The following is a 12490-nucleotide window of genomic DNA, read 5'->3' on the forward strand; positions in this document are numbered from 1 at the left end:
TAATAAGGGAGAAGAAATCCATGCAACAAAAATGGGTTGAATTATTTGAAAAAGTGATCGGGCGTAAGCCAACCCCAGCTGAATTTATGGCTGGTAAAGAATCTGGATTTGATTTGAAACAAATTCAGTCTATTGCTGGGAAGGATTTAGAAGCTACACAAGTTTTCTCTGCGCAAGAAGTAGCTGAACCATTAGTCGAAGAAGAAAAGGTTGATCCACTTCTTGCAGCTCGACAAGCTTGGTTGGTGCACTTTAAAGAAACCTATGGACGCAAGCCAAGTCCAGATGAATTTGCTGCAGCCAAGGGCCAAAACTTTGAATATGTGACGGCTCCAGCTGCTGAGCAAGAAGTGTATACTGATTATGCGCAAGAAACTCAGGAGTACACGACACCACAGCCAACTCCATCTTTTATCACAGCTGAGAGTGTACCTGTCTCACCGAAGAAGCAAAAAGCACCGAAAACAAAGAGTGGAAAGAAACTTTCCAAAAAGAAAATTTGGATCATTTCTGCCGTCTCTGTGTTGGTGATTGCCTTAGTCGCAGCCTTCATGTACTTCCGTTCTACGACCAGTGTAGAAGTCACAGCTGATAAATTTATCAAGGCCGTGGATACCAAGGACTATCGCGAAGCAGCCGAATTGCTCTCGACTGGATCGGACAAGTGGACAAAAGATGAAGCAGAAAGTTTCATCACCAGTATGGCCGATCAAGGGATTGATATCGGTAATGAGTTGAACCAAATCATTGATGATGGCGGCGTAGGTGTCTACAAGGATAAATCTAACAACAAGATTTTTGGTCTGGAAAAAGCAGGCAAAAAATTTGGGATCTTCCAAGAATACCGTGTTGCGAACTATCCAATTCAATTTAAGGTGAAAACCAATCTAGATCAAGCCAAGCTAAAAGTTGGCAGTAAAACTATTTCTTTGAAAAAAGAAGGGGTAACAGACATTGGTTCTCTTCATTACAGCAAGACAGATATGGAAGTAACAGCCAAGACAGAAGTTGGTAATGTATCAACGAAAATCCATTTTGATCCGAAAAAGGCTACCAAAAACGAGATTGAGTTGCTGATGAATTCGGAAAAACGCAATTTTGAGATTGAATTTCCAGATGAAGTAGAAAATCCTACAGATGTTAAAGTTATTGTCAATGGCAAAGAAGTGGGCACCAGTACAACTTTTGAAGTAGACTGCATTCCTTATCAAGAAATTGAAGTCCATGCTGTCTTCAATATGAATGGGGAAACCTATTCAACGGAAGAAAGCAAAGTAACAGTTGAAGAGAATGAAAATGATCCAATTGAATTGAAACTTTCCAAAGATACTGCCAAACGAGTTAAGAGTGCTCAGGATGCTAAAAAGGCCAAGGATGCTAAAGAAGAGCAAAATCGGACCTTGGCTGAAGAGTTCTTGAAAGAATACCGTGACGCTGTCTTTAGTTCCGTATCAAACCGTAACAACACCTATTCTAAGTATTATGATACTCAAAGCAAAGCTTACAAAGAAATGGTTGAATTCACAACTGGTGATGGAGTTCGGAAGGCCAAAATTGACTACTATACTCCAGGAGCTTTGGATATTCAAAGCGTAACCGAGGAAAATGGTGTTGTCACGATCAAGACCTATGAAGACTTCACAGTGCATTACACGGATAACCATCCAGATTCACAAAACCGTAGATACAAGACCTATACTTTGAAAAAAGTAGGAGCTAGTTATGTGATTACAGATATTGTCGTCACAAAAGAATCATAGGAGAACCCACATGAAAGCAAGATTTTCTAAATTAACCTTGGTGACAGTTGCCTTGTTAAGTCTGACAGCTTGCTCCCAATCTAAACCAGATGCTTCGAAATCTTCTGCCAAAGAAGTGACTAAGCAAACTTCCACCAAGTCTTCTGCTAAAACATATACTGTCACAGATGGTAGTAAGAAAGGTAGCGGTGAAGCCTCCTCTAAGGCTGGCAAGCCGGATGTTAAACTGGACGCTGGTGTGACCTACAATGGGTCTTACTATAGTGTTAAAGGGAAATATGGCGAGGTGATGATTGCCAACAAGCACTATCCCTTGTCACCAGATTTTAACCCTGGAGAAGACCCAAAAGCTGTGGCAGCCCTTCATGAATTGATCGCTGCCATGCAGGCGGAAGGCTACCCAATTAGTGATCAATACAGTGGTTTTAGGAGTTATGAGACCCAAGTTGGGCTCTACCAAAACTATGTCAATCAAGACGGCCAAGCAGCTGCCGACCGGTATTCAGCAAGACCTGGCTATAGTGAGCACCAAACAGGTTTGGCCTTCGATTTAATCGATACGAGTGGTAATCTCGTAACAGAACCAGGACCAAGTAAATGGTTGCTCAAGAATGCAGCAAAATACGGATTTGTCGTTCGTTACCAAGAAGGAAAAGAAAAGGTAACTGGCTATGTACCAGAAAGCTGGCATCTTCGCTACATCGGAAAAGAAGCCCAAGAGATTGCTGACTCAGGTTTGAGTTTAGAAGAATATTACGGCTTCACCGGTGGTGATTACGTAGATAAATAAAAGAGAGTGGGACAGCAATCGGTCATTCGTTAGAATTCGATTTCGTCGTCCCACCTCCGCACAGTTGAGTAGGGCTGTAAAAGCTGATGAAATCAGCGCAGTAGAGCCCACTCAACAACTGCGTCTTGCTCGACAATCCAAAAATAATTGAGAGGCTAGGACTTTTGTCCCAGCCTCTTTTATTCAATTGATTTTAGAAATTTATCGAGTTCTTTTTGGTTCCTTAATTCGTAGAATTTCTGAGGAAAGGTTTGACGGATTCTCTTATATCTTGCTAGTGCTGTCTGGCGCCGTCCCTTCCAGAGAACCCAGCTGATAAATTCCCAGTCAAACTTTTCGGGACAACCTGGAGCCATGCTTTCTCTAGTTTTATGACGGTATTTTAGATAACGTTTGAAAGCTCGATAGAGGCAGTTCCAACGAGAAAAGTTAAGAAAGATAATGTGGTCGGCTTGCTCCATTCTTTCCTCATAACAGCACCATGAGTAATTGCCATCAATGACCCAGTCTCTATGAACGCTCAGAAACTGTTTCATCTCTTCCTCCATCCAGTCCCGGTCACTGTCTATCCAACCCGGTTGAAATTGAAGGGTATCCATATGAAGCTTGGGGATGGAGTAGTGGCGAGATAAGGCTCCAGCCAAGGTGGATTTGCCTGCTCCAGAATAGCCGATAATCGCGATTTTCATGAGGCTCTCCTTAAAATTTTTGCACAAAAAAAGCTCCGTAGAGCTCATTTTGTATGCAATTCTTGATTAGCCAAGTTTTGCTGCAAGACGTGCTTTATCACGACCAGCTTTGTTCTTGTGGATCAAACCTTTAGTTTCTGCTTTATCGATAGCTGAGCTAGCAGCGCGGTAAAGTTCTTCAGATGGGTTTTCTTCAAAAGCTTTGATTGCAGTACGCATAGCTGATTTTTGAGCTGAGTTTTTTTCGTTTTGTTTAACGTTCAATTCAGCGCGTTTAATAGCTGATTTAATGTTTGCCAAGTTATTCACCTCCATTGATAATCTAACTATCTCATTATATATGAAAAGTTAAGATTTGACAAGCCTAAAATGGCTTTTCCTTAAAAAAGTGGCTCTGAAACAGGAATTAGTTAGCGCTTTAGATAGATTTCATCGATTTCATGGTTGGTGGCTTTATGGAGGATCAGATCGACCCGGTTTCTGGTTGGTTGGATGTAATGCTGCAGATTGACCAGATTAATGGATTCCCAGACCTGGTGCGCCATCTCTAGGACTTCTTCGAGAGGTTGCTTTGTAAAGCGATAATAGTAGTTTTTGGGATCATTATGGGCCAGTTTGAGGAGCTTTTGGAAGCGATCAATATACCAAGACTCGATATCATCCACCGCAGCATCTACATAGATGGAAAAGTCAAAGAAATCTGTCATGTAGAGATTGTCATTTTGCGGATTTTGAAAGACATTGATCCCTTCGACGATGACAAAATCAGCAGGTGAAATCGTCTGTTTCTCATCTGGGACAATATCATAAATCTCGTGGGAGTAGACGGGAATCTCAACACTCTTATTATTCTTAATTTGGTTGAGAAAATGAAGAAGCAACTCCATATCATAACTTTCAGGAAAGCCCTTGCGGTTGAGGAGACCTTGCTCCTTTAGGGTCTGGTTCGGATAGAGAAAGCCATCTGTTGTGACCAATTCGACGCTTGAGCCTGCAAAGGTCCGTGACAGAAGAATCTGTAGCAAACGACTAGTGGTTGATTTGCCAACAGCGACACTGCCTGAAACGCCAATGATGAAAGGTTGACCTTCACTTGGCTTTTGAAGGAAAATCCCCTTTGAAAAGGCCAGGTCTTCTTTAGAGCGCTTGTAAATCCCGATTAAGTTGGTTAAAGGAAGGTAGACGTCGCGCACATCCTGTAGGTTAATTCGGTCGTTAAAACTCTTGATGGAGTTGAGCTCAGTTTGTGAGAGAGGTGGGGTGGTTTTGCGGTGTAATTGCTGCCAGGTTTCTCTGCTGATTTTTTCAAAATGTAGAAATTCTTTGTCCATATGTCCCTCCTATGCAGTCTTTAGTATACCAATTTTTGGAAGTCGTGTAAACGGTTCAAAAATGATTTTATTTATGATAAAATGACTTTATGAGTAAAATGTATTTCGATGTGAACCCAGATGCATCTCATGATATTCATGATCTTGCAGTTGTTTTACTGGGACAAAAGATGAATTTCTATACGGACGCAGGTGTCTTTAGTAAAAAAATGATTGACTTTGGGAGCCAAGTTCTTTTGTCGACCCTTGATTTTTCAAAGGGAGAAAGCGTCCTTGATGTTGGATGTGGCTATGGTCCGATTGGCCTGTCTCTTTCGAAGGCGCAGGGAGTTGTTGTGACGATGGTAGATGTGAACGAGCGAGCACTGGAACTAGCTCAAAAAAATGCGGCTCGCAATCAAGTGGAAGCGCAAATCTTTTCGTCTAACGTCTATGAAGCAGTGGAAGGGGTCTTTGACCATGTGATTAGTAATCCTCCCATTCGTGCAGGTAAAAAGGTGGTTCATCAGGTGATCACAGGCAGTGTTGACCATTTGAAACCAGGTGGAGATTTGACCATTGTCATTCAGAAAAAACAAGGAGCTCCAAGTGCCAAAGCCAAGATGGAAGAAACTTTCGGCAATTGTGAGATCGTAAAAAAAGACAAGGGTTACTATATTTTAAGAAGTGAGAAAGAAGTATGCGCGCAGTAGATATCATTCAGAAGAAACGGGATGGCCTTGCCTTAAGTAAAGATGAAATTGACTGGTTGATTGAAGGTTACGTGTCTGGAAGTGTTCCAGACTACCAGATGGCCGCCTTTGCAATGGCGGTCTATTTTAAAGGGATGACGACAGAAGAAATCTCTCATTTGACCATGAAGATGGTGGAAACAGGCCAACAGTTTGATCTATCTGCTATTCCGGGAATCAAGGTTGACAAGCACTCAACGGGAGGTGTCGGAGACAAGGTAACCTTGGTCTTGGTGCCTTTGGTTGCAAGTTTTGGGGTGCCTGTCGCCAAGATGAGTGGGCGTGGTCTGGGCCACACTGGCGGAACCATTGACAAATTGGAATCCATCAAAGGCTTCCAGATTGAGCGAAGCCAAGAAGAATTTATCCAACAGGTACAAGCAATCGGCCTTTCTGTCATTGGCCAATCGGACCAACTGGTAAAGGCTGATAAACTCTTGTATGCTCTTCGTGATGTTACCGCAACGGTAGATACCATTCCCCTGATTGCAAGTTCTGTTATGAGTAAGAAAATTGCGGCAGGAGCAGATGCGATTCTCCTAGATGTGACGGTGGGCGAAGGAGCCTTCATGAAAACTATCGAAGATGCTCGTCGCTTGGCTCGAACCATGGTAGATCTTGGAAATGCAGTTGGTCGTAAGACCGTTGCAGTTATTACCGATATGAGCCAGCCTTTGGGAACCAGTATTGGCAACCGTTTAGAGATTTTGGAAGCCCTTGACATTCTCAAAGGTCAGGGTAGAGAAGACGTGACAAGCTTCATCTGTGAATTAGCTCAAATCATGTTGCAATTGGCCCATGTGGACCAGTCGATTGAAGCCATTCACGAACATTTAACCAATGGGCTTGCTTTGAAAAAATTTGAAGAGATGGTCGAGGCACAAGGCGGGAACTTAGAAGATCTGTATCGCCCAGTCAAAGTAGATCAGGTGCTAGAAGTGACAGCGGATCAAGACGGAGTCATTGCTGCTTTGCCTGCTATGGATTTTGGCTTGTTTGCCATGAGACTTGGTGCAGGGCGGGCGGTCAAGTCGGATCCTCTGGATCATGAAACTGGAATTGTCTTTGATAAAAAGGTAGGAGAGCCCGTCAGAAAAGGCGAACGAATCGCTCGGATCTACATGAATGAAAAAAATTCACAAGAAAGCGTTACAGATTTCAAAAAAAATGTTAAAATATTAGATAAGGCTGAAAACGTTAAAGAAATTATTGAGATAATATCTTAAACAACTCAGGAGATTGTATGAAGTTAAATAAATATATTGATCACACTCTTTTAAAACCAGATGCACAACAAGATCAAATCGAAAAACTGATTGAAGAAGCGAAGTCTTATGATTTTGCTAGCGTCTGTGTCAATCCTACATGGGTCAATTTTGCAGCAGAGGGCTTGCGAGATTCAGACGTTAAAGTATGTACGGTAATTGGTTTTCCTTTGGGAGCGACTACCCCATTTGTCAAAGCCTTTGAAACAAAGAATGCGATTCAAAATGGGGCCGATGAGATTGATATGGTCATCAACATCGGTGCCTTAAAGTCTAAGAATTTAGCACTAGTTGAGGACGATATTCAAGCAGTGGTCGAAGCAAGTGGTGACAAGGTGGTCAAAGTCATCATCGAGACTTGCCTCTTAACTGATGACGAAAAAATTGCTGCTTGTCAGATTGCCAAGTCAGCTGGAGCTGATTTTGTCAAAACCTCAACTGGATTTTCTACAGGTGGAGCAACAGTGGCAGATGTAGCCTTGATGCGGCAAACTGTCGGACCAGATATGGGTGTCAAAGCTTCTGGTGGAGCTCGTTCTTACGAAGATGCTCTGGCCTTTATTGAAGCGGGAGCGACTCGAATCGGTACCTCTTCAGGTGTAGCGATCGTGGAAGGAAAATTAGCGCATGGCGACTACTGAGCTGATTAATTTGGCAGTAGAAGTGAGCCAGCAGGCTTATGTGCCCTATTCTCATTTCCCGGTTAGTGCAGTCCTTGTGACCAAGGATGACCAAATCTATACGGGTGTGAATATTGAAAATGCAAGTTTTGGGTTAACCAATTGTGGAGAGCGTACGGCGATCTTTAAGGCAGTTTCTGAGGGGGCTCGCTCCTTTAAAGAATTAATTGTTTATGGACAGACAGAAAAGCCAATTTCCCCATGTGGTGCCTGTCGCCAAGTTATGGCCGAGTTTTTTGAGCCAGATCTTCCGGTGACCTTAGTTTCTAAAGATAAATCGACGGTCGTGATGACGGTCAAGGAATTACTTCCATATTCCTTTACAGACCTTAGCTAGTAGGGCCTGTGAGGCGGTCTTTTGACCCTTTCAATACTTTGCAACAATGTTGCACAAAAATTTAGGAGGTTCAGTAATGAACAAGAAACAATGGCTAGGCCTTGGTCTAGTAGCTGTCGCTGCTATCGGACTTGCAGCATGTGGAAACCGTGCTTCTAAGAAAGGTAGCGCAAACTCAGATGCTAAAACAGATTTGAAAGCTGCTATCGTAACCGATACTGGTGGTGTGGATGATAAATCATTCAACCAATCTGCTTGGGAAGGTTTGCAAGCTTGGGGTAAAGCAAACGGACTTTCAAAAGGGAATGGATTTGATTACTTCCAATCACAAGACGAGTCTCAATATGCGACAAACCTTGATGAAGCTGTTTCTAATGACTACAAATTGATCTTTGGTGTTGGTTTTGCCTTGAGCGACTCTGTTAAAAAAGCTGCAAAAGACAACGAAGATGTGAACTACGTCATCATCGATGACCGTATTGAAGGACAAAAGAACGTAGCGTCTGCTGTCTATGCTGATAACGAATCTGGTTACCTTGCAGGTGTCGCAGCTGCGAAAACAACTAAAACAAAACATGTTGGTTTCGTAGGTGGTATGGAAAGTGAAGTTATCACACGTTTCCGCGCTGGATTTGAAGCTGGTGTTAAATCTGTTGACCCTTCTATCAAAGTTCAAGTAGACTACGCTGGTTCATTCGGTGACTCTGCTAAAGGTAAAACAATTGCTGCTGCTCAATATGCTGCAGGTGCAGACGTGATCTACCAAGTAGCTGGTGGTACTGGTGCTGGTGTCTTCTCTGAAGCAAAAGACTTGAACGAAAAGAAAAATGAAGATGAAAAAGTTTGGGTTCTTGGTGTTGACCGTGACCAAAAAGCTGAAGGTGAATACACTTCTAAAGATGGTAAAAAATCAAACTTTGTATTGGCTTCAAGCTTGAAGAAAGTCGGAGAATCTGTTAAAGACTTGGCTAAGAAAACTGCCGATAGTAAATTCCCTGGTGGTAAAGTGATTACTTATAGCTTGAAAGATGGTGGTGTCGATTTGACAACTGACAACCTTTCTGCAGATGCTAAAAAAGCTGTCGAAGATGCCAAAGCTAAAATTCTTGACGGTTCACTTAAAGTTCCTGAAAAATAATGTTTGATTGGATCGGCCCGACCTTCATGGGCCGTTTCTTTTAAATTGAGACATTTTTGTCTCAATAAAATCTGTCAGTTCCACTAACAGGTTTTATTGAAATAAAAATAGTTTGAAAGGAAACACACCACATGACACAACAATATGTCATTGAAATGCGTGAAATTACCAAAAAATTTGGTGAATTTGTAGCAAATGATAAGATTAATCTTCAATTGCGCAAAGGTGAAATTCACGCACTTCTTGGAGAAAACGGTGCAGGGAAATCTACCTTGATGAATATGCTGGCTGGTTTGTTGGAACCAACGAGTGGAGACATCTTGGTGAATGGGGACCCTGTTACCCTTGACTCACCTTCAAAAGCTGCCTCTTTAGGGATCGGAATGGTGCACCAACACTTTATGTTGGTTGAAGCCTTTACGGTTGCTGAAAATATCATCCTTGGTTCCGAAACCACCAAGCATGGTGTATTGGATCTTAAGCAAGCCAGTGAGGATATTCTGGCCTTGTCAAAAAAATATGGTTTGGCGGTGGATCCAAATGCGAAAGTTGAAGACATTTCAGTTGGTGCGCAGCAGCGTGTGGAAATTCTAAAAACCCTCTATCGTGGAGCTGACATCTTGATCTTTGATGAACCGACAGCGGTATTGACCCCTGCGGAAATCGAAGAATTGATGACGATCATGAAAAACTTAGCGAATGAAGGAAAGTCTATCATCCTGATTACGCACAAGTTGGATGAAATTCGTGCGGTTTCGGATCGTGTTACAGTTATTCGTCGTGGTAAATCCATTGAAACAGTTGATATAGCAGGTGCTACCAACCAAGACCTGGCTGAAATGATGGTCGGTCGATCTGTTTCCTTCAAAACGGAGAAAGGTCCTTCTCAGCCAAAAGAAGTCGTCTTGTCGATTGAAAACTTAGTTGTGAATGAAAATCGTGGGATTCCAGCTGTGAAGAATCTATCCTTGGAACTTCGTGCTGGTGAAATTGTTGGGATCGCAGGGATTGATGGCAATGGTCAGTCTGAGCTGATCCAAGCCATTACAGGTCTTCGAAAGGTTAAATCTGGTTCGATCAAGATTAAAGGCAAGGAAGTGGTGGGACTTCGTCCCCGTCAAATCACTGAGATGAAGGTTGGGCACGTTCCTGAGGACCGTCATCGGGATGGTTTGGTCCTTGATATGATGATCTCTGAAAATATTGCCCTTCAAACTTACTACAAAGAACCTCTTAGCAAGAATGGGATTCTCAACTATCCAAAGATTACTTCATACGCTAAGAAATTGATGGAAGAATTTGACGTTCGTGCAGCCAGCGAGGTGGTACCAGCTAAGGCACTTTCTGGAGGAAACCAACAAAAGGCGATTATTGCCCGTGAAATTGATCGTGACCCAGATCTTTTGATTGTTAGCCAACCAACTCGTGGGTTGGACGTTGGGGCGATTGAATACATCCATAAACGGTTGATTCAAGAGCGGGATAATGGTAAAGCTGTCCTCGTTGTTAGCTTTGAATTGGATGAAATTTTGAATGTTTCTGACCGTATTGCGGTGATTCATGATGGGAAGATCCAAGGGATCGTGACCCCTGAAACAACCAATAAACAAGAACTTGGAATCCTCATGGCAGGTGGAGAAGTGAAGGAGGAAGCATCAAATGAATAAGAATCTAAAACAAATTGCGGTTCCATTGGTGTCCGTCCTCTTAGGATTGGTTTTAGGAGCCGTTATCATGTGGGCTTTCAGCTACGATGCCCTTTGGGGATACGAATTGCTGTTCAAGAAAGCCTTTGGTTCGATTAAGAGTTGGGGAAATATTTCCCGCGCCATGGGGCCACTGATTTTAGTTGCTCTTGGATTTTCAGTAGCTAGCCGGGCCGGTTTCTTTAACGTTGGACTTCCTGGTCAGGCTTTTGCAGGATGGATCATGGCGACTTGGTTTGCCCTTTCCTTCCCAAATATGCCTCGCTTACTGATGATTCCGATGACCGTTTTGATTGCGGCTATCGCAGGTGGATTTATTGGAGCGATTCCTGGTTTCCTTCGTGCCTATCTCGGAACCAGTGAGGTCATCATCACCATTATGATGAACTACATTGTTCTCTATGGAGGAAATGCCTTGATTCATAGCTTCCCAGCTTCCTTGATGAAAAACAAGGACTCAACCGTTGATGTGGGAGCCAACGCTGTCTACCAGACGGAGTGGTTGCGTAATTTGACAGACAAATCACAAATGAACATCGGGATCTTCTTTGCCATCATCGCAGTGGTGGTCATCTGGTTCTTGATGAAGAAAACAACACTCGGTTTTGAAATCCGTGCCGTTGGTCTCAATTCCAATGCGGCTGAATATGCTGGTATGTCAGCAAAACGGACTATCATCCTTTCTATGATTATTTCTGGTGCCCTTGCTGGTATTGGTGGGGTTGTAGAAGGTCTTGGTATTTACTCAAATGTATACGTTCAAGCCAGCTCAATGAGTGTTGGATTTAACGGAATGGCCGTTGCCCTTCTTGCCATGAATTCGCCAATTGGTATTCCATTTGCGGCCTTCTTGTTTGGAGCGCTTCAAATTGGGGGAGTTGGTATGAAGCCAGCTGCCATCCCTGAAGAAGTCGTTCAAATTGTTACAGCATCCATTATCTTCTTTGTATGTGCACACTACATTATCGAAAAGATGCTGTCCATGCGTTCAGCTAAAAAAGGAGGAGCAAACTAATGAGTATTGTAACGATTTTAAGTATTCTTGTTTCCTCTATGATTGTGTATGCAGCACCGCTGATCTTCACAAGTATCGGAGGGGCTTACTCAGAACACGCTGGGGTTGTTAACGTTGGTCTTGAGGGGATCATGGTCATGGGAGCCTTTGCGGGAATTCTCTTCAATTTGAATTTTACCTCTACATTTGGAAAATTCACGCCATGGGCATCCTTGTTCGTCGCAGCTATCATTGGGATTCTCTTCTCCTTGATTCATGCGGTGGCTACGGTTCACTTCCGTGCGGACCACATTGTCTCTGGGACAGTCTTGAACTTGATGGCAACACCATTAGCTGTCTTTCTTGTCAAAGCCATCTATAACAAGGGGCAAACAGATAATATTCAATTTGGATTTGGGAAAACATCGATCCCAGTTTTATCAAATATTCCTGTTATCGGCGATATCTTCTTCAAGGGGACTAGCCTGATTGGATGGGTTGCCATTCTCTTCTCATTTGTTGCATGGTTTATCATGTTCCAAACCAAATTTGGTTTGCGCTTGCGTTCTGTAGGGGAACACCCACAAGCAGCAGATACTTTGGGAATCAATGTCTACAAGATGCGCTATTTCGGTGTCATGATTTCAGGTGCCCTTGCAGGGATCGGCGGAGCCATTTATGCGCAGTCAGTTTCCGTCAACTTTGCTGCAACGACCATTGTTGGACCTGGATTCATCGCCCTTGCCGCTATGATTTTCGGGAAATGGAACCCAATCGGTGCCATGCTGGCCAGTCTCTTCTTTGGGGCTTCCCAAAGTTTGGCCGTTATCGGGAACCAATTGCCATTGCTTAAAGGGATCCCACCCATTTACTTGCAAATTGCACCTTACGTCTTGACCATGGTTGTCTTGGCTGCCTTCTTTGGACAAGCCGTTGCGCCAAAAGCAGATGGTGTCAACTATATTAAATCTAAATAATACGAAGAGAGAGGTTGGGACAAAATGAACTGCTCCCAGTCAAGTAGACAATGAAATAATAAAAGATTAAGCAACGGCCTTGTTCCTCAATT

13 protein-coding genes are annotated in these 12490 nt (G+C 43.0%); 10 read left to right on the plus strand and 3 right to left on the minus strand.

Translation table 11 applies throughout. The features are described 5' to 3' along the window. The first annotated feature begins 20 nt into the window (after positions 1–20). The gene (locus tag HA044_RS08000) at positions 21–1760 is read left to right on the plus strand and encodes a TcaA second domain-containing protein (protein WP_187540666.1); all 1740 of its coding nucleotides are present in this window, start codon (positions 21–23) and stop codon (positions 1758–1760) included. Positions 1761–1770: 10 nt separating this feature from the next. Next, entirely contained in the window at positions 1771–2550 is a 780-nt protein-coding gene (ldcB, locus tag HA044_RS08005; RefSeq protein ID WP_187540667.1) for an LD-carboxypeptidase LdcB/DacB, read from the plus strand. A gap of 179 nt (positions 2551–2729) precedes the next feature. Here the strand turns inward: ldcB and HA044_RS08010 are convergent, their stop codons facing one another. From HA044_RS08010 to coaA, 3 genes are all read right to left on the minus strand, one after another. Next, positions 2730–3239: a DNA topology modulation protein gene (locus tag HA044_RS08010; protein WP_187540668.1), complete on the minus strand. Its 510-nt coding sequence runs from the start codon at positions 3237–3239 to the stop codon at positions 2730–2732. A 66-nt stretch (positions 3240–3305) separates the two neighbouring features. Further along, entirely contained in the window at positions 3306–3554 is a 249-nt protein-coding gene (rpsT, locus tag HA044_RS08015) for a 30S ribosomal protein S20 (RefSeq protein ID WP_187540669.1), read from the minus strand. Between the two features lie 95 nt (positions 3555–3649). Continuing rightward, complete coding sequence (gene coaA / locus HA044_RS08020) at positions 3650–4570, minus strand: type I pantothenate kinase (RefSeq protein ID WP_187540670.1); 921 nt, start codon at positions 4568–4570, stop codon at positions 3650–3652. Between the two features lie 89 nt (positions 4571–4659). Between coaA and HA044_RS08025 the strand changes: the two genes are divergently transcribed. The 8 genes from HA044_RS08025 (at position 4660) to HA044_RS08060 (ending at position 12398) form a co-directional block, all read left to right on the plus strand. Next, positions 4660–5262, plus strand: a complete 603-nt coding sequence (locus tag HA044_RS08025) for a class I SAM-dependent methyltransferase (protein WP_187540671.1) — start codon at positions 4660–4662, stop codon at positions 5260–5262. Beyond that, positions 5250–6527 carry a pyrimidine-nucleoside phosphorylase gene (locus tag HA044_RS08030; RefSeq protein ID WP_187540672.1) on the plus strand — a complete coding sequence of 426 codons (1278 nt, stop codon included), beginning with the start codon at positions 5250–5252 and terminating at the stop codon, positions 6525–6527. Before HA044_RS08025 ends, HA044_RS08030 begins: the two co-directional genes overlap by 13 nt. Positions 6528–6544: 17 nt before the next feature. Then, positions 6545–7207: a deoxyribose-phosphate aldolase gene (deoC, locus tag HA044_RS08035; protein ID WP_187540673.1), complete on the plus strand. Its 663-nt coding sequence runs from the start codon at positions 6545–6547 to the stop codon at positions 7205–7207. Beyond that, positions 7194–7583, plus strand: coding sequence for a cytidine deaminase (locus tag HA044_RS08040; protein ID WP_187540674.1), 390 nt, complete (start codon positions 7194–7196; stop codon positions 7581–7583). Before deoC ends, HA044_RS08040 begins: the two co-directional genes overlap by 14 nt. A gap of 76 nt (positions 7584–7659) precedes the next feature. Beyond that, positions 7660–8721, plus strand: coding sequence for a BMP family protein (locus HA044_RS08045; RefSeq protein ID WP_187540675.1), 1062 nt, complete (start codon positions 7660–7662; stop codon positions 8719–8721). Between the two features lie 131 nt (positions 8722–8852). After that, entirely contained in the window at positions 8853–10388 is a 1536-nt protein-coding gene (locus HA044_RS08050) for an ABC transporter ATP-binding protein (protein ID WP_187540676.1), read from the plus strand. Then, positions 10381–11442 carry an ABC transporter permease gene (locus HA044_RS08055; RefSeq protein ID WP_187540677.1) on the plus strand — a complete coding sequence of 354 codons (1062 nt, stop codon included), beginning with the start codon at positions 10381–10383 and terminating at the stop codon, positions 11440–11442. The genes HA044_RS08050 and HA044_RS08055 overlap by 8 nt, the downstream gene beginning before the upstream one ends. Next, positions 11442–12398 carry an ABC transporter permease gene (locus HA044_RS08060; RefSeq protein ID WP_187540678.1) on the plus strand — a complete coding sequence of 319 codons (957 nt, stop codon included), beginning with the start codon at positions 11442–11444 and terminating at the stop codon, positions 12396–12398. Before HA044_RS08055 ends, HA044_RS08060 begins: the two co-directional genes overlap by 1 nt. Positions 12399–12490 lie beyond the last annotated feature (92 nt).

The organism is Streptococcus sp. IMAU 99161 (assembly GCF_014435245.1).
In the GTDB taxonomy this organism is placed as follows: domain Bacteria; phylum Bacillota; class Bacilli; order Lactobacillales; family Streptococcaceae; genus Streptococcus; species Streptococcus lactarius.

Bases quoted from the DNA above. Each gene is read 5' to 3' on its own strand.
- HA044_RS08040 (WP_187540674.1), top strand. From the start codon at position 7,194: ATGGCGACTACTGAGCTGATTAATTTGGCAGTAGAAGTGAGCCAGCAG.
- HA044_RS08045 (WP_187540675.1), top strand. From the start codon at position 7,660: ATGAACAAGAAACAATGGCTAGGCCTTGGTCTAGTAGCTGTCGCTGCT.
- HA044_RS08055 (WP_187540677.1), top strand. From the start codon at position 10,381: ATGAATAAGAATCTAAAACAAATTGCGGTTCCATTGGTGTCCGTCCTC.
- HA044_RS08000 (WP_187540666.1), top strand. From the start codon at position 21: ATGCAACAAAAATGGGTTGAATTATTTGAAAAAGTGATCGGGCGTAAG.
- ldcB (WP_187540667.1), top strand. From the start codon at position 1,771: ATGAAAGCAAGATTTTCTAAATTAACCTTGGTGACAGTTGCCTTGTTA.
- HA044_RS08030 (WP_187540672.1), top strand. From the start codon at position 5,250: ATGCGCGCAGTAGATATCATTCAGAAGAAACGGGATGGCCTTGCCTTA.
- deoC (WP_187540673.1), top strand. From the start codon at position 6,545: ATGAAGTTAAATAAATATATTGATCACACTCTTTTAAAACCAGATGCA.
- rpsT (WP_187540669.1), bottom strand. From the start codon at position 3,554: ATGGAGGTGAATAACTTGGCAAACATTAAATCAGCTATTAAACGCGCT.
- HA044_RS08010 (WP_187540668.1), bottom strand. From the start codon at position 3,239: ATGAAAATCGCGATTATCGGCTATTCTGGAGCAGGCAAATCCACCTTG.
- HA044_RS08060 (WP_187540678.1), top strand. From the start codon at position 11,442: ATGAGTATTGTAACGATTTTAAGTATTCTTGTTTCCTCTATGATTGTG.
- coaA (WP_187540670.1), bottom strand. From the start codon at position 4,570: ATGGACAAAGAATTTCTACATTTTGAAAAAATCAGCAGAGAAACCTGG.
- HA044_RS08025 (WP_187540671.1), top strand. From the start codon at position 4,660: ATGAGTAAAATGTATTTCGATGTGAACCCAGATGCATCTCATGATATT.
- HA044_RS08050 (WP_187540676.1), top strand. From the start codon at position 8,853: ATGACACAACAATATGTCATTGAAATGCGTGAAATTACCAAAAAATTT.